Source organism: uncultured Polaribacter sp. (assembly GCF_947497695.1).
In the GTDB taxonomy this organism is placed as follows: domain Bacteria; phylum Bacteroidota; class Bacteroidia; order Flavobacteriales; family Flavobacteriaceae; genus Polaribacter.
In genome coordinates this window covers 74,514-98,747 of record NZ_CANMHM010000002.1, presented here as the reverse complement: position 1 = coordinate 98,747, position 24,234 = coordinate 74,514, and the positions used below count along the sequence as shown (strand labels likewise).

Here is a 24,234-nt window from a genome sequence, read left to right as displayed (position 1 = left end):
ATAAGCCTCCTATTATTTTTAATAGGAGGTTTTTTTATCGGTAGTGTTCAGGATAGATATTATTAGAAAAAGGATTAAGTTTATTGCAATTATTATTTTAAAATTTTTAATATGATGAAAAAAATCGCACTCGAACATCTACTTGTTATTGGATTAATTCTTTTTACTAGGGGCTTAAGTGCTCAAGTTACTTTAGAAAAAGAAATTAAAATAACAGATTTAGCCATGTATTTTAATGGTGTTAAAAATCAATCAAGTAGTGTGCAAGATGTTAATGAACCTTATGATTATGCTTATGGATCTGCCTTGTCTCCTCATGGAGATTGTATAAAAGCTTACAAACAATATGTTTTTATGTCTTGGTATAGAGGAGGTAAAAATGATAGACATGTTATGTTGTCAAGGTATAATTCAGAAACAGGCGAAATAAAAACAATAGAATTTCCACATCAACATACTGGTTTTAATGGCAAATGGTGGATTGGAGAAACACATAATACAATTGCAATAGCAATCAGCCCTAAGAACGGAACAATTCATATGGTCTATGATATGCATGCATATCGTAATTCTGGAGTATTTTCAAACGATTATTTTAGATATTCTTATTCCATAAATGGAGCAGCAGAATTTACTGATGCAGAATTTACATTAGATAAGTTTGTAAAAGACCCAATAGATAATGACTATAGGCATTGTACAATGGATGGAGTTAGAGATGCACCTCATTATGATAGGTTTACTTATCCAGAGTTTTTTTTAAATTCTGATGGAGAATTATTTTTAACTGCAAGAGATGGTACTTCTCATGATGGAGCACAAGCTTTTATAAAATACGATTCAGGTGCTAATAAATGGGAGCGATTCAAATATTTTAATGCTTTAGGAGCTGGTAGTAAAGGAGAAACTAATAACTGGAGTATTTATGGAAATATTAAATATACTGATGGTAAAATAAGAGTAGGTTTTCAACGTAGGTTAAATACAGGTTCTGATAAATATCAGTATCAAAATGGAGTTTATTATGCCTATTCTGATGACCCAACAGGTGCATCAAATTGGAAAAATCATAAAGGTGAAAATATTACTTTTCCATTGGTAAAAGCTGAAGAAGCTCTAGTATTTGAACCCGGTAATTATGTACAAACTACACAAACAAATAAAGTTTATATTGTTAGTGGTTTCGATTGGACTGTTACTGATAATGGTGATGTACATATTATTAGTAAAGTAAAAGACAATGAGAATAATATTACCAAAAATATACACAGTTATAAACCAAATGGGGCAACTAACTTTATAATTTCTGACGATTTTTCTGGTGCAGAAGCTTTGTACACGTCTGGAGATGATGTATTTGTGATTGGTCTAAATTCTTCCGGTAGACCTTTTATAGAGCAGGCTAAAGGTGGTACAAATCAATTTAATAAAGTTTACGAACAAACTTCTGGTAAACGCTTTAGAAAAGGACAAGTATATATTCATGAAGGAAAATTGTATTATTATTTATTAGAAAATAATGCTGCAGATAATGATGATACACAGCCAACCTATTTGCAAATTATTGATTTAGGTATTGATAATGGACCAAAACCATTCGCCGTTAAATTAATCACTCCAACAGACAACCAGCTTTTTGAAGTTGAAGATAACATAGAATTGTTTGCAAACGCAACAACAGATACAGGAGCTCTTACAAAAGTAGAATTCTATATTAATGATGTAAAATATAAAGAAGACATCACAAAACCATACCTTTTAAGTTGGATTCCAACAGAAATAGGAAACTATACTATTAAAGGAATAGCTTATAATGATAGTGATAAAAGTATTGAATCTTCAGAAATAACGATTGAAGTAAAAGAAATAGATAAAACAGACTTGTCTGGAGAGGTTTACAAATTAAAAAATGTAGCATCAGGCAAATTTTTAACAGATTCAGGAGAAAGTGCTATTCCTGTTAGGATGAACGATTCAGGTGAAGGAGAAGATAAAAATTGGACTTTTGTAAAAAGTGAAGAATATTACAATATAAAAAGCGAAACTTTCGGAATTCTGCGTGCACCAGGTTCTGGATTTGATGGTGGAAATAAACCTTATTTTGTAGTTAGTACAGGTAAAGCAGCACCTGCAACAGATACTGATAAAGTATGGACTGTTCATTACATAGAGTCAGATGATACTTATAGATTTGAATCTAAAGATAATGACAGATTTTTGTATTATGATGAAGATGGTAATGTCACTAATATTAAAGTCCCTGAAAATGATGATAGAAGCAAATGGCAGGTTATATCCAAAGATGTATCTTTAAGTATTCAAAACAATAAATTGTTATCATCAGTAAAAATATATCCAAATCCAGCTAATAATAATTTTAAATTGGTTTTCAATAATTTAAATCAAGTAAATGTTAAGATGTATAATCTTTTTGGCAAATTAGTTTATCAAACATCAACTACAAAAAAAAGTGTAGAAATTGATAATAATGGCAAATTTTCTTCTGGTTTATATTTTGTAAAAATTACAGATGATAATCAAAAAGTACATCACACAAAGTTAATCATTGAGTGAAAACCATAATTTATTAAGATATTTTAAAATGATAAAAAAACTCTTTTTTACGCTCTTATTTTTAAGTTTTTCAATTTCAATAAAAGCACAATTATTCAATCAAGATTTTAGTGGGTCAACAACTATTGAAGATTATATAAGCACTGCTCCTAATTCTGGTCAGTTTAATGAAATTTCTACAAACGGATCTAATTTTACAACCAGTATCACTAATGAAACCTTACGTTTTAATAGAACAGGTACAGGAACAATGTATGCTTTTAGAAATATTTCTTTTGAAACTAAACCCGAATTTGTTCAATTAAAATTCGATTTTGAAGCCAGTAATCATCAGCTAAATAAAAACAATGTTTTTGCAATTTTTGTGGGATCAACTTTTACAAGTGCCTCTAATGGGCAATCGTCAAACTATGCAAGTAGATTTGGTATTAGCACAAGAGAAAACCAAGGTGAATTTAGAATTTCTACCATAGATAATATTGGTGGAGCACCAAGTTCTGGTACTTTTTCAGGGAAGCAAACCATTACCTTTATTGTAAATAGCAAAGAAACAGCTCAAACATATACAACACCAAACAACCTTTCAGAAAATATAGCTAGTGGTAAAATGGATATTTGGATAGGGCAAACCAAAGTAATAACTGGTTTTTCTTTAAAAAATACAGATTCGCCTAAAGGAGCTATTACAGGGTTTAAAATACAAGCAACCTCAAGCACAGGAACTGGGACTTTTGATTTTGATAATATAGAAATGTTAGATTTATTAATTGAATCTACCCAAGTAACTTCTGGTCAATCTTTGGTGCATCCTCATATTTGGGTTTCTCCATCAGATAGACAAGGTATTTTAGACAATATTTCAAATCATACTTGGGCAAATAGTTTATTTAATCAATTAAAACAACGTCAAGCTTCAAGATTAACAACTCATGCAAATAATCCATCAGCAGAAATTAATTTAATTCCTGCAATTCCTGGCAATAGAACAACTCATAGAACCAGATTAAATGTGGGTGTAGAATGTGCAATGTTGTATTATTTAACAGAAGATGAAAGATATGCACAAATTGCAGCAGATATTTTACATCAATATGTAAAAATGTTAAGTACAAAAGACCCATTAACTTTTGAGTTTTATGCACCAAATTTTAATCATTTAATTCCACCAAGAGAATTGTTTACAAGAGTAGCAATGATCTACGATTTTGTGCAACCTTTTATATCAAAATCAGAAAAAAAAGTATACGATTTAAATGCGAACATACAAATAGCTTTTAATTTTGAAACTTCTCAAAAAGCTTTTGAAGTGATGGCAGATAATGTTTTAAAAGTTGGTGGGTCTAACTCCAATCATCCTGTTTTAGAATTGCCAGGAGCTTTGTATAGTGTTATGTGTATGGAAGATGATGTTACTAGAGAAATTTTCTTTAACAAGTTGTGGAATGGAGATGCTAAACAAGATGGAATTATTTGGATGTTAGATAGATTTAGTGATGAAGATCGTTTGTGGCCAGAATCTGCTGGGTATGGAAAATTTACACATGCACTTTTTATTCAGATAATGAATATTGTAGATCGTTATAAACCTGATTTGAATTTAGTAGAAAATAATCAAGATCTTTTAGAAAGTATATTTACCTATGAAAACTTCTTATATCCAAATGGAGCAACTATGGCGTATGGAGATATTGGTAGAAGTTTTACAGATCACGCCCATATTTTTAGAAGTGTTTTAGCAATAGCTGATAGAAAAAATTATGCGGATTTAAAAGATAAAACTTTAACGACTTTGCAAAAAATTTACAAAGAAGAGGGTGGTTACAATCCAACAATAGAAGATCAAAGATTAGAATGGAACAATCCACTACAATTATTGTGGGGCGTAAATATTGATGCTGCTGTAAGTGATCCTGGATTTCCAAAATATGGCACTGTAAAAGCAACACACGCAGGTGTTGTAATGCAAAGAAATTATTCTGGTACAAATGATGAACAAAATGGATTGATGTATTACACAGGAGGTGGTACTTATGTACACGCACATGCTTCTGGATTAGATTTAGAAATTTATGGAGCAGGTTATGTTATTGGACCGGATTTTGGTGGTGCAGCAAGTGGTTATGGCTCAGATTTACATGAGCAATATGCAGTATCTTATGCAGCACATAACACAATTATTGTAAACGGAACTTCAGGTAGAGGTGCTAAAACTAATGGAAATAGCACTTGGCAAAATATTGTAAACCCGATTGTTTTAGAAGCTGTAGAACCCAAACCATATGCAAATCCAATTGCCGTAAATTTTAGTTTTTCCACTCAGTTTTTAGACGATAAAATAAATAATGTAAATCAGCAACGTACCAATAGTATTATTAGAACAAGTGCAACTTCTGGCTATTATGTAGATGTTTTTAGGTCGAAATCGAATACAAACAATAATTTTCACGATTATTTATTTCACGGTTTAGGTGATGAAATGCAGATAAAAACGGGAGAAAACCTTTTGAATTTAACAGCTTCGCCAACAAGATATCAAAATGATGTTGGTGATGATAGAAAACAACCAGGTTGGAGATGGTTTACAGATGCAAAAACATCAACAGTAACAAATGATGCTATAACTGCACGATTCGATTTACAAGTCACAAAAGACTATTTACATCTTGCTGTTCCTGGAGGAGTTGATAAAGAATATAGTACTGCATTAGCACCACCAACGCAAGAAGTAAGTAATGGTTATGATAAAAAGGATACCCAAATGTTTATCATGCGTAAATATGGTGAAGCCTGGAATCAACCTTTTATTGCCATTTATGAACCTTCAGGTAATACTGAAAGCACTATAAAATCAACAGAAAATATTATTGAAAATAATAAAGTAGTGGGCGTAAAAGTAATTTCTAATGTGGATGGTCAAGAAATTATAGATTATGTTTTATCAAATGATGATGATGTTGCCATAAACTTAACCGATTTAAATATTGCTTTTACTGGAAGATTTGCAGTGGTTAGAACCATTTCAAAGGCAAATGCAACTGACGTTTCTATGTATATTGGAAAAGGAACGCAACTTACTTTTTTGGATAAAACCATTAATGGAGATACAGAAAATAAAGCATTTACAGAATTTACTTTAGACAGCTCATTATCTGTTTCTAATGCTGAATTTAATAGTGAAATTTTAGTATATCCAAATCCTACTAAAGGAAATTTAAAAATTAAAGTGCCAAAATATTTAATTGAATTAGCAGTAAATGTTTATAATATTCAAGGAAAATTGATAAAATCAAACATCGAAAAAGTCAATAATGGAAATATTAATCTTGATTTTAGTTCGATTTCTAAAGGTATTTATTTTATCAAATTAAATATGGATAAGCCAGTTTTTGTTAAATTTATTAAAAACTAACTTCTTAGTTCTAAATTTTAATAAGTTTTATAAATTTATATTATTATTATTATTATTATTATTATTATTATTATTATTATTGATTTTTCTAAGCTATACTACTAAAGAAAATGAAGATATAAGTCTTCAGAAATTTACTTTAATTTTAGAAATGAGTAATCAACTTAAAAGAGAATGTCATCTAGAAATTTGGTTTCATTTAAATGGAAATATTAATAGTAAATAAAGTTAAAAAAATACTGTTTTAAGGAATTAACTCTTATTAAAAACATATAAAACTGGGTAATGATAAAAAAAAAGGGTAAGAAAAATTATAATTTTTCTTACCCTTTTTTAATGTATCTTAAGATTTAAAGGGAAACTTATATTCATTTAATCATTAAAAATATATTCCCTAATAAAAATTGAAGATATTTTATTTGTTCACTCTTTCGTGTGTTGTATTTGCCCATCTAATTTGTGCTCTACCTCCTCTAACACGATATGCGCCATATCTAATTTTTGATTGTGTTCCTCTATCAGGTTCAGGAATATTCCAATTAAAAGCTTCACTACCAATTATTGCATTACAGTAGTGTATTTTTTTTGTAGCATCGTTTGGATCTACTTTAAAACCAACCTCCATCACAAAAGAAGTTATCTCGTTTTTATTTACTCGTTTTAATAAAACAACTTCTCTACCACTTCCTGATCCACCACGTTCTAAGATACGTTCTGCATAAATATCAAACGCCACTTGTTTGTCTGAATTAATACCTGTACCATAAATAGGATGTGCTCTATATAAACAAATAGCAGGATCATTAGAACCTCCTCCTCCAGTATGTTGGCCTTTAGCCTGTGCTATGTAACTTCCACTAGAACCAAAAGAGCCTGTGTCTCCTACCTCTAATATTCTAAAGTCTCCTGTAAATTTTACGAATGAACCTACATTAGGATTTGCTATAGGTAATGAGCGTTCTATTCTTGGTTGTAAGGTGTTTGCAGCATCTTGATTATTAGAACCATCAGTTATATTGTATATTCCCCAAGTAATTCCATCAATAACACTTTCTTTGTAATTAGCATAACAACTTCTATCGTCAATAGTTCCTATATTAACGGCATTTGACAAATCGCTTGAGGTTCTAGTTGTATTAGCACCGTCATCATTACATGTAGTATAAGTTCCAGTATCTTCATCTTCTGCAACTATTACAGGATCTGGTTCTGGTTCAGGATCTTTTACAACTACTTCATCGTCTTTAAATATAATATCGTCTTCAGATAAGTTGTTTTCTTCTGATGAGCAAGAAATAAATGCTACAAGAATAACTAATGAAATGATTGATTTTATTTGGTGGAAAAAATTTGATTTTATCATGTTTTTGAATAATTTAATTATTTATGTATTTGTTTTTTTAGGCTATCTTAATTATTGTAAAATTAGTTTTTTTTAAATCTCAATTTTGTTAAATTATGTATATAATATTGTATTTTACTTTTAAATATATTTAGTGTTTTCTATCAGAGAAATGTCGATTTTATTACTACATACAAAGTGAAAATTTTCAAAAGTATTTCATTCTAAAAACTATTTCTAAGCAAGTTTAAAAATCGATTCTTATACTATAATATAAATGTCGTTTCAATTAAAAACAACTTACATTTTTTTCTGAGTATTATTAATAAAACTTAAATTTTGATGTTTTATTACTCTTTTAATTAAGAAAATTTTATTAGATAAAACCAATTATAAAAAAAAGTCTTTATATTGATTTGTTTATAAAACTTTTATTAAAAATGTTTAATGTTATGTTTTGTCAAAAATAGAGAGAAGCTTTACTAAAACCATCCTGAACTGTACTGATATAAAAGACCTATTGTTAATAAATAATCTATTATTCATTAATCTAGTAATAATTAAAAAAAAATTATAGATTATTAATAGAATTGTTAGTATTTCTATCGTGACGCTACAGGACAGAAATAATCTAAAGTAATTGTATTTTCACTTTTACAAACTATTTATAATGATTCGCAAATTTTTACTAATATTATCTATACACTTAGTCTTAAGTTGTCAAAATAAAAACCAAGATTTTTTAGGTGTTAAATCTCAGAAATCTCTTAAAGAATTATCAAAGAATTTCAAAGCACCTTCAAAAGAATACCATCCAGAAACTTGGTTTCATTTAAATGGAAATAACATTAGTAAAGAAGGTTTAAAATTAGATTTACAAGCCATAAAAGATGCTGGTTTACAAGGAATTCATTTATTTAACAAAGCAGGTAGAGCATTTCCAAACGTAAAACCCATTAAAATTTTATCTCCAGAATGGGAAGATATGATTCGTTTTGCATCAGAAGAATGCAAACGTTTGGGTTTAAAGTTTACGATGCAAAATTGCCCTGGTTGGTCTATGACAGGTGGGCCTTGGGTGCCTGTAGAAGAAGCACAAAGAGAATTAGTAGAAACAACCTATCATATTTCTGGAAACAAACAATTTCAGGAAATTTTAAAAATTGATTCTTTATACCATACACCAGATTACAATTATAAAGATGTACAAATAGTTGCTTTTCCAACTCCAAAAGGAGCGAATTTAGAACCTTTTAATCCGTCTAAAATAGAAACTAATAATACATTAGTTCCTTGGAAAGCTATTTTTAATCCAGCTTCTAAATTGATTGTAACAAGAAAAACTACACAATTAGATCAACCTTTAAAAACATACAGAAAACAAGGAATTTCTGTAAATAACAAGCAACAAACTTGGGTAAAAACTACGTTTGATGAAAAAATAACCTTACGTTCTATTGTTTTTCCACAATTACGTCATTTAATTTTGAATTTTCAATATCCAAAAATGGATGTTACTATTAAAGTGGAAGCATTTATTAAGGGAAGATTTACAGAAATTACCACCTTAAATTTACCAGATGGAAACTGGAATGATAGACGCAAACACTTAACACTAGCTATCCCAGAAACTACTTCAAACGAATTTAAATTCACTTTTTTAGGAACCCATGCTATTGCCCCAGAATTTATAAGATTAAGTGCGAAACCAAAACTACATAATCACGAAGCAAAAGCAGCAAAAGTTTTAAGACGATTAGAAAAAGACGTAAAAAATGAGTATTCTGAAAACACAATTATTAATTCTGATAAAATTATAAATCTTACTGATAAGTTAGCTGAGGATGGAAAATTGACTTGGAATGTTCCTCAAGGAAATTGGACGATTGTTCGTTTTGGACATATCAATATGAGATTAACCAACAAACCTGCTGTTCCAGAAGCTACAGGTTGGGAATCTAGTAAATTAGATAAAATTGCCATAGAAAATCATCTAAAAAACGGAATGATTGGTAATTTAATAAAACCTGGAGGTCCTATTGGAGACGGAAAATTACAAGGTTTGTTAATTGATAGTTGGGAAAGTCATGTACCAACTTGGACAATGAACTCTGAAGATTTGTTTAAAGAATTTAAAAATCGAAGAGGCTACAGTATGAAAAAATACTTGCCAGCTACAATGGGTTTTATTGTTGATGATGCAGAAACAACAAGCAAGTTTCTACGAGATCTACGTCAAACAATGGATGATGTCTTTATCGATAATTTCTTTAAACATTTTGCAACAGTTGCACACGAAATGGGAGCAGATGTATATACAGAAGGTGCAGGAGGAGAAGTTTTACCCGTAGATCCAATGCGTTATTATGGAGTGAGTGATATTCCTATGACCGAGTTTTGGTATCCAAAATCACCATCTGCACAAAATGAATATGCAAAACCAATTTACAATGCAGCATCTGCAGTACATTTATATAACAAACCAAAATTAGCTGCAGAAGCCTGTACACAAGTGGGGGTAAAATGGAATGAACACCCTTTTTCTGTTAAATATTTAATTGATTATAACTTTGCAAAGGGAGTAAATCATTTAGTATTTCACACCTTTTCTCATACACCTCAAACAGATGTTTCTCCAGGTTCTAGTTTTGGAGGAAATATCGGTTTTCCTTTGGTAAGACAACAAACTTGGTGGAAATATATGCCAGAATGGATTGAGTATTTGTCTAGAAATCAATATGTTTTACAACAAGGCGAATATGTAGCAGATGTGTTAAGATATTATGGAGATCATTTTGATAGACCACCTTTTGATTTAGATTTTTTTCCAAAAGGATACAGATTTGATTATTTAAACGAAGAAATTTTACAAGAAAAAATAAGTATTAAAGATGGGAAAATTCACGTTGAAAAGGGAGGAGATTACAGAATTATTACTTTGAGAGATTCAGAAAGTATGTTGTTATCAACCCTAAAAAAAATAAAAGAATTGGTATTAAATGGTGCTGTTGTTTTAGGCGATAAACCCAAAGATTCTCCAAGTTTAATGGATAATAAAAATGATTTAAAAGAATTAAAATCTATTGCAGAAGAGTTATGGGGGAATTCTAAAAGTGGCTCAAAACAAGTGGGAAAAGGAAAAGTATATTGGGGTAAAACATTAGAAGAAGTTTTACAAGAAGAAAAAATTGCAAAAGATGTAATTGTGCCAGAAAAACTAGATATTAATTGGATTCATAGAGAAACCAAAGATGCGCATATTTATTTTGTAGCGTCTAAAGACGATTTTCCTGTGGATGTTTCTTTAAGTTTTAGAATGAATGAGATGTCTCCACAAATTTGGGATGCCTTTACAGGAAATCAACAAGATGCAAAAATTTGGAAATCATCAACTAATAGAACAAATGTTGTTTTATCATTACCTTCAAATGGAAGTAAAATTATTGTATTTTCTAAAAGTGATACAAAACCAATGGCATCAAAAATTACGTTGAATGATGAAACTATTTTAGATGCCAAAACAGGTTGGTATCAAATTCATAAAACAAATAAAAATCCAAAAGTTTCTTGGAAAAAAGATGAATTTATAGCATCAGTTTCTGGTGAATATGTATTTCATCAAAATGAAAAAGAAATAAAAAAAACAATTTCTATCAAAGAAAAATCGCTTCAAAATAACTGGAAATTATCTTTTGATAAAGGTTGGGATACACCAGAATCCATTCAAATTGATGCATTAAAATCGCTAACAGCACTAGAAAATAAAGCTGTAAATCATTATTCAGGAACTACAACGTATTCAAAATCCATAGAAGTAAAAGAAACAGGTAATACAACTATTTTAGATTTAGGTGAAGTTGCAAATATTGCAGAAGTATGGTGTAATGGAAAAAAAGTGGGTGTAAAATGGGCACCTCCTTTTGTGTTTGATATTACAAATGTAATTCAAAAAGGAAATAACAACCTAGAAATAAAAGTTACCAATACTTGGAGAAATCAACTAATCTTTGATAACAAAAGACCAAAAGGTGCTAAAAAAACTTGGACAACAGCTCGCCCAAAAAACAATGAAACTGAGTTAGAAAAAGCTGGTTTAATTGGGCCTGTAAAACTAAAAATGAGTTTATAATTAAAGAGATGTTAAAATAGTATAGTTTCAGGACAGTTCAGGACACTTTAGCTCAAAACATAACCTAATTTTATTTTTTAATTTACTATACCTATGATAATTTTGAAAAAAAATACTTTTAAATACATATTGCTATTCAGTTTTACGTTGTGCACACTTTTTGTATCAGCACAAAACACTCCACCTTCAGATGGTGTTTTTAGATTGCAAAATGTTGCAACAAGTAAATTTTTAACAGATGCAGGTACAAGTGCAGCAGCTGTTACAATGACGGATTCAGGAGAGCCAGCAAATACACATTTTAAATTTGTACAAAGTGGGGATTTTTATAATATTGATAGTGAAACCTTAGGTATATTACGCTCACCTGGTGCTGGAGGTCCAGGAGGTCCTTATGTAGTGGTGAGTACAACTAAATCTTCTCCTGCTTCTGATACTGATAAAACTTGGACAATATATCATAATGAAACTAATGATACCTATAGATTTGGGTCAAGAACAACAGGGAGATTTATGTATCATGAAACAAATGGAACTGTTACTCATTCTGTAGTCTCTGATACAGATGATAGAAGTAATTGGAAACTTATTCCTTACATACAAACTCCAGTTATGATAGCTATTGATGAAGATACAAGTACAGATCTTAATTGTCCATCTTCAGGAGAATTTCAAAACAATAGTACAAGAAATGTAGATATTACTAGTTCTGTTAATGTTGGTACTGCAGATGATAGAAGTTGTTATTCAGATTATTCAGAAAGTGAAGTTAATGGAAAAACTTGGGGTGTTTATAACATTACTGCTGGTTCTAATCATTGGGATGGAGCTAGTTTACAACCTAGAATAGAACGTTCTTTACCAAGATCAGGTGAAACTGGAGTAGGTAGTTTCGCAAAATTTACAGGAACTTTTAGAATACTTGAAGTAGGAGATACAGGTTCTTTTAGTTCAAGTGGAAGTTATTTAGCACAGGCAAAAGGAAAACACTCTGGAGGAGGCGGTTCTAATGATCCTGCAATTCTTTTATATAGAGCTCATCCTGTTTATGGAGATGGCATTAATGCAAGTAAGCAAGTAGCTTTTGATATTTATGCTGAACGTATTTTAGAACGAGGAGGAGAAGGAAGTGGTAGAGAAGTAGTGTTCTTAAAGAGAGTAAATAAAAATGAGGAAGTTGATTTTGAGTTAGAGGTGGGTTTCAGAGTAGATCCAAATGATGCAACAAAAAAAGTACACTATTGTGATGCTATAATTGGTGGTGAGGCTTTTAATTATAATATCCCTGAACCAGATAGAGGTTTAGAGTCTGGTATTAGATATGGTGCTTACAGAGTAAGAGAAGGTAGAGCTCAATTTAGATGGGCAAATACAACATATCAAAAAGCAGAGGTTGTAGACAATAATATTGCTGAACCATCTGATGATATTGTTAGGTTGAGAAATGTAGCTACAGGAAAATTCCTTAGAGACGCTGGTTCAAGTGCTACACCAGTAACCATGACAGATTCAGGAGACGCACAAAATACACATTGGACTTTTGTGAAATCTGGAGAATATTTCAATATAGATAGTGAATCTTTAGGTATTTTACGTGCTAAAGGAACAGGAGAGGTAGTAAGTACAACAAAAGGAGCTCCTGCCTCTGATACTGATAAAGTCTGGACAATACATGAAACAGGAACAGAAAATGTTTTTAGAATTGAGGCAAGAAATAATGGTAAATTTTTATACCATGAAGAAAATGGTAGTGTTACTAATATTGCTGCAGATGAGACAGATGCAAGAAGTCAATGGGAAGCGATACCAACAAGTCAATCTTTAAGTTTAGAAGAGAATCAATTAGTTTTATCTTCTATAAAAACATATCCTAATCCTGCAAATAGTAACTTTAAGATACAATTAAATAATATTGAGAATGCTACTGTAATTATTTATAATATATTAGGTGAAAAAGTGTATCAAAAATTTGATGTGAATAAAAACATAGAAATAGCAAATACAAATAGATTTCAAACAGGAGTTTACTTAATTAAAGTTACAGATAAAAACCAAAAAGTATATTACAATAAATTGATTATAAATTAAAATATTAATCTTTTAGTTTAAATAATCATTAATTAAATGTCAATGCAATACAGATAAAAAATAATAGAAATGAATAAAAAACAGATTGTATATTTTAGTAGTATGTTATTTTTAATTTTTTTTAACTTTTCAACAACTGCTCAAGTTACTTTAGAAAAAGAAGTTAAAATTAGTGATTTAGGGTTGCATTTTAATGGTGTTAGTAGATCTAATGATAGAGAGTCTTCTGATAATGGGAATGCAAATGCTTATGATTTTGTTTTTGGTCGTAGTATTTCTGCTCATGGAGATTGTATAAAAACATTTGGAAATTATGTTTTTATGACTTGGTACAGAGGTGGAAAGTTGGATAGACATGTAATGCTAACTCGTTACAATACAATAACTGGTACTATGGCTACAATAGAATTTCCACACAGGCATACTGGTTTTCAAAACAGATGGTGGTTAGGAGAATCTCATAATACAATAGCTGTAGGTATAAGCCCTTTAGACGGATCTATACATTTGTTATACGATATGCATGCTTACAGTGCATCAAGACCTTCTAATGGAACTTTATCTAATGATTATTTTAGATATTCATATTCTGTTAAAAATACAGCTTCATTACCAGATGATGAATTTACTCTAGATAAATTTGTGAAAAACAGTAATGAAAGTTATAAGCATTTAAGAATGCCAGGAGCTGCTGCTCAGTCGGAATTTATTGCATTAACCTACCCTAAATTCTTTTTAAATGATGATGGAGAATTATTAATGTATATGAGAGAAGGTGGTAATAATAATGGTGCTTATAAATTTACAAAATATAATGCAAACTCTAGTAATTGGAGTGATTTTACAGATTTCAATGTCTTAAATGCAAGGAATCAATCAGGAATAACTCATAATTGGGGTTTATATGGAGATATTAAATATGAAAACGGAAAAATAAGAATTGGTTTTCAAAGAAGATCTGCAAATAATAATGATAAGTACCAATACCAAAATGGTGTGTATTATGCATATTCTGATGATCAAAGTGGTGCAACAGGTTGGAAAAATCATAAAGGAGAACCTTTTTCAGTGCCTCTTTTTGACGCAGATAAGATAAAAGTTATGGAACCTGGAGATTATGTTCAAGGTACAAATACAAGTTCTATAAGTATCGTAGCAGGATTTGACTGGACTGTAACTGAAAATGAAGATGTGCATATTATAAGCCGAGTTAGAGATAATCAATTTAAGGTTACGAAAAACTTACATACATATAAGCCTGCTGGAGCAACCGATTTTATTACATCAGAAGATTTTGCAGGAGCAGAAGCTATTTATACAGCTGGTAAAGATGTATTTATTATAGGTCTAACAAATACTGGACGCGTATTTGTTGAAAAGGCTAAAGGAGGTACTAATAATTTTACGAGAGTTTATGAAGAAACCTCAGGTAAAACTTTTGATCATGGGCAAATATATATAGAACAAGGTAAATTGTATTACTATTTAATGGAAAAAGGTTCTGGTAATGCATTACCATTATATTTAAAAATTATCGATTTAGATATCCCAGCAACAGACCCTACATTGCCAAATAATATTACAATTCAAGCTGTTGGTGAAACATGTGTAGATAATAATAATGGTAAGTTAATAATTAGTGCAGCAGCAGATAGTAATTATGTTGCCACAGTAAATGAAGTTGAGTATACTTTTAATCAAAAGAAAACAATAGAAGATTTAACACCAGGTATCTATAATATTTGTGTAGCTGTTGTAGGTCAAAACTACACTAGTTGTTCTAAAGTAGCTATATCAGCATCAGAAACATTAGCTGCAAAAATAAATGTTAGCAAACGTTCTGCAGAGGTATCTGTATCTTCAGGGACTGCACCTTATACAGTGTTAAAAAATGGAGAAAAAGTATTACAAACAAACCAGTCTAATTTTTCTATTGATGTGAATGATGGAGACAATATTCAAATTAAGAGTAAAGAAGCTTGTCAGGGAGAAATGCTTAAAACGATTAGTTTATTAGAAGATATTAAAGCTTATCCTAATCCATCAAACGGATTGTTTGAACTTTTTATTCCAAATGAAATACAATTCATAAATTTAGAAATTTACAACATTCAATCACGCTTATTAGTTTCTAAAACATACCCAGTAAATGAAGGAAAAGTACAATTAGATATAAGAGAGAATCCTAATGGAATTTATTTTGTAAAAATGAATTCAAAAGTGCCTGTATTTATAAAGTTAATAAAGAAATAAGATGAAAAAAGTATATTTATATTTAATAGCAATAGGATTAATGGTGACTTCTTGTAGCAGTAAAGATGAATCATCTAGTGTGCAAATAGATGAAAATACAGCACCAACAATACCTAATCAAATATTTCCATTAGGAAATGAGATTTGTACTGATAATAATGTAGTATTTCAATGGGTTGCATCTTCAGATGCAGAAGGTAATAGAATAAATTATATAATTGAAGTCTCAGAGAGTAGTTCTTTTTTACCAATTACATTTAGCGAGAGTAGTTTTTCTGAATCAAAATTGATTACTTTAGAAACAGGGAAAGCGTATTATTGGCGAATTAAAGCAGTAGATAGTACAAATAAAGAAAGTGCTTATTCTCCAGTAATGCAATTTTTAACAGAAGGTGAGGGCGTTTCTAATCATGTGCCTTTTGCACCAACTTTAATAGCACCAGCTATAGAAGCTCAAGTTGATGGAACAAGTACAACTTTAAGTTGGTCAGCCTCAGATATTGATGGAGATGCACTGTTATTTGATGTGTATATGGATAGTAATGAAAACCCAGTAACAAAAATCTCTGAGAACCAAACAGAAACTTCATATAGTGTTACAGGTTTATCAATGGCTACAAAATATTATTTTAAAATTGTAGTAAAAGATAATAAAGGAGGGGCTAGTATTGGTCAAATTTGGAATTTTACAACAAAATAGTAGTATTTTAAGTGCAAATAAAAAACTGTATAAATCTAGCTTAATATTTTGTCTATTTATACAAATTGATAGTCACAAATTTTAAAAAGATAAAAATTAAATACCTTTTAATTTATGATACCACAAGTACAAATAGGTTTTATTAAAAACTACAGATTAATAGTAATGCTATTTATAGTGGGTAATTTTTTTTCACAAAAAGTATCTGGACAAGTAACTTTTTTAGAAAATTCAAAAATTACTGACGAAGCATTTTATTTTTGGAAAGCAGATGATGCTAAACCTTATCATTATGGGGCAAGTATAAACCCACATGGTAATTGCATGAAAGTATCTAATGGTTTTGTGTTTTTTACTTGGTATAGAGGAGGATGGGCTGATCGTGCTTTAATGGTTTCAAGAAAAAAAATAGGAGAAGGAGATTGGGTTCATGTAGAACTGCCAGCAAAATTGAGTTTAGTTGGTGGTAAAGGAGATACACATTTAACAACAAATGTAGGTATTTCTCCAATAGATGGTACTGTACATTTAATGTTTGATCATCATAATGAAGATTTAAACTATATAAAATCTAAAAAAAACATTGCTTTTGGATCTGATAGCGATTTTACAGCAGCAAACTTTTTACCTCAACAAGATTATTTAATTCCAGGTAAAAAAGTAACAAGTGTTACCTATCCAGATTTATTTAATAATGATAATGGTGAAATGTATTTTGAAAGAAGATTAGGCTCTGCTGTAGGAGGAGATATTATTATGACTTATTATAATGGAGATACTTGGTCTGAAGAAACCACAATTATTAGAGGTAGAGGTGCAGAAGTTTCTCAAGGAGAAAGACACTTTGCTTATGGAACAGCACATTTTATGAATGGTAAATTTTATTATTCATACTCACCTAGATGGGCAGAATCTCCAACAATACTAGGAGAAGGTGTGTATTTAATGGAACTAGGTGAAAGAATGAATGACAAAGCAACTACAGTAGATGGTAGAAGTTATGACTTACCAATTATAGATCATGCTCCATTTTTAATTGCAGATCCAAGAAGTGTTCCAGACAATGCAGGTTGGGCAGGAGGTCCACAAGTAGCTATTTCTCCTAAAAATGATATTTATATGTATCAAAAACCAAAAGGAACTGATGCTTATAATTACCTTAAAAAAGATGGCGAAACTGAATTTAAAGAAGATAGAAATAAAGGAACTTTAGGAATATTTTACGGAAAACGTATGTATAAGTTTAGTGTTTCTGGAGGTAATTTTATAGTAACTAGTGCTTTGGCAGGTACTTACGATTGGCGTGAAGATTTTAGAAAGAGCATCGGGTTAAGTGTTAAAAAAAGTATTACAATAATGAATGATGGTGTAATTGCCATGGTATTTAGTGAAGTGAAAAATAGTGACGAAGTGCCTGTTCATTGTTTTGTTTTTCAATTAGAAAAAGAAGAATATACACCACAAACCATCAATTTTAATGCTTTGGTTGATAAAACAGAAGGAGATGCTAATTTTGAATTAACTGCAAAATCAAGTTCAAACTTACCAGTTTCATACCAATCATCAAACACAAATATTGCAAGAATTGTAGAAGGCAATAAAGTTAAAATTATGGGAGTTGGTTCTTGTGAAATTATTGCAAGCCAAAATGGAGATGGTACTTTTGATAATGCTTCAGATGTCTCACAAACTTTAGTTGTAAATTCTAATACTTCAAAATCCAATCAAACAATTAACTTTAGTTTAATTGCTACTAATCACGTTTGGGGAAGTGCTGATGAAACTTTAAACGCAACTGCAAGTTCAGGGTTGCCAATTGTTTACGAGAGTACAGATACAGATGTTGCAATTATAGTTGATGGTAAGTTGCAAGTAAAACGAGCTGGAAAAACAACAATTAATGCATTACAATCTGGAGACAATACTTATAATGCAGCTCCAATAGTTGGTTATGAGCTAACAGTACCAAAACGAGAACAGGTAATAAGTTTTCAAAATATTCCAGAAATAACTTCTGGTGACCCAGCTTTTAGTTTGGTGGCTACCAGTAATAATCCAGATGCTAAACTTAGATTTGTAGCACCTAATAATCAAGTGGTAATTGTTTGGAGCAATCGCGTAAGACATGCTTTAGGTGCAGGTACAGCAACAGTAACAGTTTCAGATACAGGTAATGATTATTTTACAGCTGCTCAAGAATCAAAAACAATTACAGTTAAGCCAAAAACACATCAAATTCCAACAGAAATAGAAGCAGAACATTACACTTCTAAAAGTGGGGTAAATGTAACACGTTGGAGTAATTCTGTCTTTTATTTAAATTCTTGGGAAGTAAATGATTTTGCAGAATATACGATTGATGTTCCAGAAGATGGCGAATATCCTTTAGAAGTTTTTGCTGCCACTCCTGTAACAGGGAAAAAGCTAAAAATAATGAAGGGTACTACTCAGTTGAAATCTGTGACATTGAATAAAACCCCAAATCTAACAAGGTTTTTATCTACCAAAACAACAATTACACTCCAAAAAGGAGTACAAAAAATTAAAGTTGTAGGTGAAGTTGGTGGCTTTAATTTAGATCGCATGATTATTGGTGATGCAACCAGTGGAGGTGGAAACGAAGGATCAGATGATGTTTTTTGGTTTAGAAATGTAGCTACAGAAAAGTTTTTAGGAGAAGGTTCTGCTGCTGCCCAACCTGTTATTATGCATGATGCAATAGGAAATAATTCTAGACAGTGGGAAATAGTTGCAGTTCCAAACACAAACTTCGTGAATATAGATAATATGAGTAGTGGTATTTTAAGAGCTACAGGAGCTGGTTTTGGTGCAGGTCCCTTTTTGGTAGTAAGTACTACAAAACCTTCAGCTGCAACAGATTCAGATAAAGTATGGACATCACATTATAATGAAACTGATAATACTTATCGATTTGAAGCAGGTACTACTGGTCGTTTTTTATATCATGATGAAAATGGAAGTGTAATTACAACTGCAGTTGAAGATACAGATGCCAGAAGTATATGGCAAGTTTTGGCAACAAGTCAACCATTAAGTGTGTCTAATGAGAAATTAATTGAACCTTCAATCAAAATATTTCCAAATCCTGCAAAAGATGCATTTACAATTACATTAGGTAATATTTCAAATGCAAAAGTAATGATTTATAATACTTTAGGGAAAACGATTTATAAAGGAGAAACATTAAATGGTACTTTAAATATTAAAAATAACACACGGTTTGTTTCAGGATTATATATTGTAAAAGTAATTTCTAATGATTATAAAATAGTTCATTCAAAATTAATTATTAAATAAGATTAATTTCTTGAAATTCCCTACTAACTAATTCCTCAACGTTAACCTGATGAGGTTTTAGGCTAGTTTCTTTTTAAAATTTAGAAAAAAGTCAATATAATAGTTATTGGCTTTTTTTAATACTTTGGATAATAAGAATTTATCATTTCAGGACACCTAAGGATGCATCAAGATTAGAAATCTATTAGCTTGCTAACTTGTTAATTTAATGTGTTTTAAATTTAAATTTAAATTAAAAGTTTTTTTGAATAATTACACAACAAAAAATCAATTATGAATAGTAATCAGCGTGTATTTTTAAGTAGTATTTTACTTGTTTTGTTTTTTAATTTTTCAGCAAAAGCACAAGTGGTTTTTGAAAAGGAAGTTAAAATAACCGATATCGCTTTACATTTTGATGGTAAAAAAGTTTCTTCAGATACTGCACCAAACTCAACTACAGGATACGATTATGCTTTTGGACCTCAAATATCTGCTCATGGCGATTGTATATTTACTTACAAGCATTATGTATTTATGACTTGGTACAAAGGTGGTAAAGAAAATCGTAATATGATGTTGACACGTTATAATACAGAAACAGAAACTCAAAAAACAATCGAGTTTCCACATAAGCATACAGGTTTTAGAAATGTATGGTATATAGGAGAATCTCACAATACAATTGGTATAGGGGTTAGCCCTTTAGATGGCACCATACATTTACTTTTTGATATGCATGCATACACAAGAACAAGACCAACAAATGGTAGTTTAGCAAATGACTATTTTAGATACTCATATTCTAAAAAAAATGTTGCAGATCTACCCGACGAAGAGTTTACATTAGACCAATTTGTAGAAGATAGTGGTGCAGGAGATTACACACATTTAAGTTTAAATGGAGCTATAGATTATAACGCTTTTTCAGAATTTACATATCCTCAGTTTTTTTTAAATGCTCAAGGAGATTTGTTTTTTTCGATGAGAAAAGGATCAAGCCCTAATGGAGGGTATCATTTTGCTAAATATGATGCAAATACCTCAACTTGGTCAGATTTTGTGAAGTTCGCAGATAGAAATGCTAAAAACTTTGGTGAACCTTATAATTGGGGAATGTATGGTAGATTGCAATTTGTTGGAGGAAAAATAGGTATTGGTTTTCAGAAAAGGTCGCAAAATACCAATGATAGATACTTGTATCAAAATGGGTTTTATTTTGCTTATTCTGACGATCAGAGTGGACAAACTGGATGGAAAAACTATAAAGAAGAAAGTTTTACAATACCTCTGCGTAATGCAGATAAAATATTGGTTTACGAACCAGGAGATTTGGTTACAACTACACAAAAAAATCAAGTATATATGGTTGGTAATTTTGACTGGACAATTACAGAAAGAGGAGATGTACATATTATAGGTAGAGTTAGAGATGATGAAAATAATATTACCAAAAATGTACATACTTTTAAAAAGGCTGGAGATACAGAATTTACTACTTCTACAGATTTTATAGGAGGGAATCGTTTATTTACCTCTGGAAACAATATTTATATGATTAGATTAAATTCAGGAAGAATTTATATAGAACAGTCTTTGGGAGGTACGAATAACTTTAGAAAAGTTTATGAAGCAACTTCAGGAAAACAATTTAGTCATGGTAGAGCTTATGTAAGTAATGGTAAGCTTTATTATTATATGATGGAACAATCTACAGGAGATCAAAGACCTTTATACTTACACATTATAGACTTGGGTATAGATGATAGTCCTTTTCAAGTTTCATTGATATCTCCTATAAATAATGAACGTTATGAAGCAGATAAATCATTAGAAATTTCAGCTGAAGCTTTTAATGATAATGGTAGCGTTTCTAAGGTAGAATTCATTATAAATAACCAAGTTTTTGAAGAAGATACTACAAGTCCTTATACCATAAATTACACTCCAGAAATAGAAGGAACATATACCATACAAGCAATTGCTTATGATGAAAATAATGAATCAGTTTCATCACAAGAAATTAATATTGAAGTGTTTACACGTGATGCAAATGATTTATCAGGGGATATTTATCGACTTAAAAATAAAGTAACTGGTAAATACTTAACATCTTCAGGCTCTTCTATTATTGCTAGCAATACAGGTGAAGGTTCAGATAAAGAATGGCAGCTTGTTAAAGCAGGAGTCTCAGGGTTTGATTATTATAATATAGATAGTGAGGTGAAAGGAACGATAAGATTTAAAGGAGGTTCTTCTAATCCTGAATTGGTAAGCACTTCTTTTGGAGCACCAAACACTAATGTAGATAAAATTTGGACAGTAATTGCAAACGAAGATGGGAGCTATAGTTTTGGTACAAGAACTAGTGCTAGATATTTGTATCATATGGTTGACAATACAGTAACACACTCATCAAATACAGACGACAGAAGTAAATGGTTTGCAGAATCTACAACAACATTAAGTCTTGATGATGTTAATATTGATGATCAGTCATCAATAAAAATTTATCCGAATCCAGCGAGTGATAGTTTTAAAATCCAGCTTAATAATATTGATAATGCATCAATAACAATTTATAATATTTTAGGAAAACGAATTTACCAAAACTCTTCATTAAAAAATAGTATAAAAGTTAATAATACTAATTTTAGAAAAGGTGTTTATTTGGTTAAGGCTTTTTCTGATAATAATAAAGTGTTTTATTCTAAGTTGATTATAAAATAAAATTACATTTTTTATATCAAAACAATAGGAATTCAGTATTATTAAAGATGATGTTTTTAAAGGTTTTGTGTATTTTTATCAAATAAAAAATAAGATTAAAAATTAAGATTGCTATGGTAAGAAATTCTCTAAAAATTTTACTATTCTTATATTTTTCATTTTTTTCGTTTCTTCTCAATGCCCAGATAGCAGTAGATGAAGATACAGGTTCTTATACAACTTGTAATGAAGATGGTGCAAATGAAACCAGAACTTCAGACGATTTGCCAAATCCTATTAATGTAGGTGCTATTGATGATAGAAGTTGCTATGCAAATTATAAAGAAAGCACTATTGATGGCACAGTTTGGGGAATTTATAACATTACAGCTGGGTCTAACGATAAAGATAATTTGCAACCTAGAATAGAAAGATCTTTAGATAGATCTCAAACTTCTGGAATCGGTAGCTTTGCTAGATTTACAGGTACAGTAAGAATACTAGAGGTTGGTTCAGGTTTTCGTGGAGGGAGTTATATTATGCAAGCTAAAGGGAAGCATACAGGTGGAGGTGGCTCTGCAGATCCTGCTATTTGTTTATTTATAGCTTATCCTGTTTATGGAAACGATGAAAATGGTAATGAAGTACAACTTTCTTTTGATTTGTTTAAGGAACAGATTTTGAATAGAGAAGGCAGAAGAGAATTGGTTTTTTTAAAAAATATTAAAAAAAATACCCCAACAGATATTGAACTCGAAGTTGGTTTTAGAGAAGATCCAAATGATTCTTCAAAAAAAATACATTATGCAGATGCAGTTATTGGAGGTGAGGTTTTTAACTGGAATATTCCAGAGCCAGAAAGAGGAATACAATCTGGTATTAGGTATGGAGCCTACAGAGTTTGGGAAGGTAGAGCTCAGATTAGATGGGCAAATACAACCTACGAGAAAAAAGAAGTAATAGCTGAAAGAGAAGAAAGTGATGGCCTAGAGTTAGCAGATAAAGTATATAATTTAAAAAATGTAGCTTCAGGAAAATTTTTAAACCATTTAGGAGAAGTTGCAACACCAGTTATTATGACTGATTCTGATGAAGGAGCTAATAGTCTTTGGTCTTTTGAAGAAAGAGGAAATTTTTATAATATTGATAGTAATAATTTTGGAGTATTAAGGGGTACAGGTCTTAATTTTATTGATGGAGCTTATGCTGTTGTAAGTACAGAGTTTGAGCCTCCTGTTAGTGATAGTGATAAAAGTTGGATAATACATTATAACGAATCTGATAATTCCTATAGATTTGAATCAAATAGTAGTAGATTTTTATATCATGAAGTAAATGGAAATGTAACCCATCTTAAAGTTTCTGATTCAGATCCTAGAAGTAAATGGAAACTTGTTTTAATCGATAAGTCGTTAAATCTTTTCAATCAAGAATTTCAGCAATCTTCACTTAATTTGTACCCAAACCCAACAAATAATCAGTTTACGATAGCAATAAATAATTTAGATTATGCTGATATACAAATATATAACGTTTTAGGAAAAGCTGTTTTTTCAAAAATAATTAAAGGAGGAGCTATCAATATAAATACAGATGATAAATTTACTTCGGGTGTGTATTTGGTAAAAGTTATATCTAAAGAAAATAAAGTATATCATAAAAAAATAATGATTAAATAAAAAAGAGTAACAGTTGATTTTTAAAAACCAGAAACGTAAATTTTCTGGTTTTTT

At 30.4% G+C, this 24,234-nt stretch carries 10 protein-coding genes; 9 read left to right on the top strand and 1 reads right to left on the bottom strand.

Going from position 1 to position 24,234, the window contains the following annotated elements; all coding sequences use genetic code 11:
* Positions 1-111: 111 nt before the first annotated feature.
* Both Q0731_RS02815 and Q0731_RS02810 read left to right on the top strand, forming a co-directional pair.
* A complete protein-coding gene (locus Q0731_RS02815) occupies positions 112-2,574 on the top strand; it encodes a BNR-4 repeat-containing protein (RefSeq protein WP_299059569.1) in 2,463 nt (820 codons plus the stop codon).
* A 28-nt stretch (positions 2,575-2,602) separates the two neighbouring features.
* Positions 2,603-5,983: a T9SS type A sorting domain-containing protein gene (locus tag Q0731_RS02810; protein WP_299059566.1), complete on the top strand. Its 3,381-nt coding sequence runs from the start codon at positions 2,603-2,605 to the stop codon at positions 5,981-5,983.
* A 415-nt stretch (positions 5,984-6,398) separates the two neighbouring features.
* Here the strand turns inward: Q0731_RS02810 and Q0731_RS02805 are convergent, their stop codons facing one another.
* A complete protein-coding gene (locus tag Q0731_RS02805) occupies positions 6,399-7,346 on the bottom strand; it encodes a hypothetical protein (protein ID WP_299059563.1) in 948 nt (315 codons plus the stop codon).
* Positions 7,347-7,995: 649 nt separating this feature from the next.
* Here Q0731_RS02805 and Q0731_RS02800 point away from each other — a divergent pair.
* From Q0731_RS02800 to Q0731_RS02770, 7 genes are all read left to right on the top strand, one after another.
* Entirely contained in the window at positions 7,996-11,454 is a 3,459-nt protein-coding gene (locus tag Q0731_RS02800) for a glycosyl hydrolase (protein WP_299059560.1), read from the top strand.
* A gap of 93 nt (positions 11,455-11,547) precedes the next feature.
* Positions 11,548-13,542, top strand: coding sequence for a T9SS type A sorting domain-containing protein (locus tag Q0731_RS02795; protein ID WP_299059557.1), 1,995 nt, complete (start codon positions 11,548-11,550; stop codon positions 13,540-13,542).
* 69 nt (positions 13,543-13,611) lie between these two features.
* Positions 13,612-15,795, top strand: a complete 2,184-nt coding sequence (locus Q0731_RS02790; protein WP_299059554.1) for a BNR-4 repeat-containing protein — start codon at positions 13,612-13,614, stop codon at positions 15,793-15,795.
* 1 nt (position 15,796) lies between these two features.
* Positions 15,797-16,495 carry a fibronectin type III domain-containing protein gene (locus Q0731_RS02785; RefSeq protein ID WP_299059551.1) on the top strand — a complete coding sequence of 233 codons (699 nt, stop codon included), beginning with the start codon at positions 15,797-15,799 and terminating at the stop codon, positions 16,493-16,495.
* A gap of 114 nt (positions 16,496-16,609) precedes the next feature.
* On the top strand, positions 16,610-19,813 hold the full coding sequence (locus tag Q0731_RS02780; RefSeq protein ID WP_299059548.1) for a BNR-4 repeat-containing protein: 3,204 nt from the start codon (positions 16,610-16,612) through the stop codon (positions 19,811-19,813).
* Between the two features lie 273 nt (positions 19,814-20,086).
* A complete protein-coding gene (locus Q0731_RS02775) occupies positions 20,087-22,522 on the top strand; it encodes a BNR-4 repeat-containing protein (protein ID WP_299059545.1) in 2,436 nt (811 codons plus the stop codon).
* A 113-nt stretch (positions 22,523-22,635) separates the two neighbouring features.
* Positions 22,636-24,180 (top strand): T9SS type A sorting domain-containing protein, encoded by a 1,545-nt coding sequence (locus tag Q0731_RS02770; RefSeq protein WP_299059542.1) that lies wholly within the window; start codon positions 22,636-22,638, stop codon positions 24,178-24,180.
* Positions 24,181-24,234: the final 54 nt, after the last annotated feature.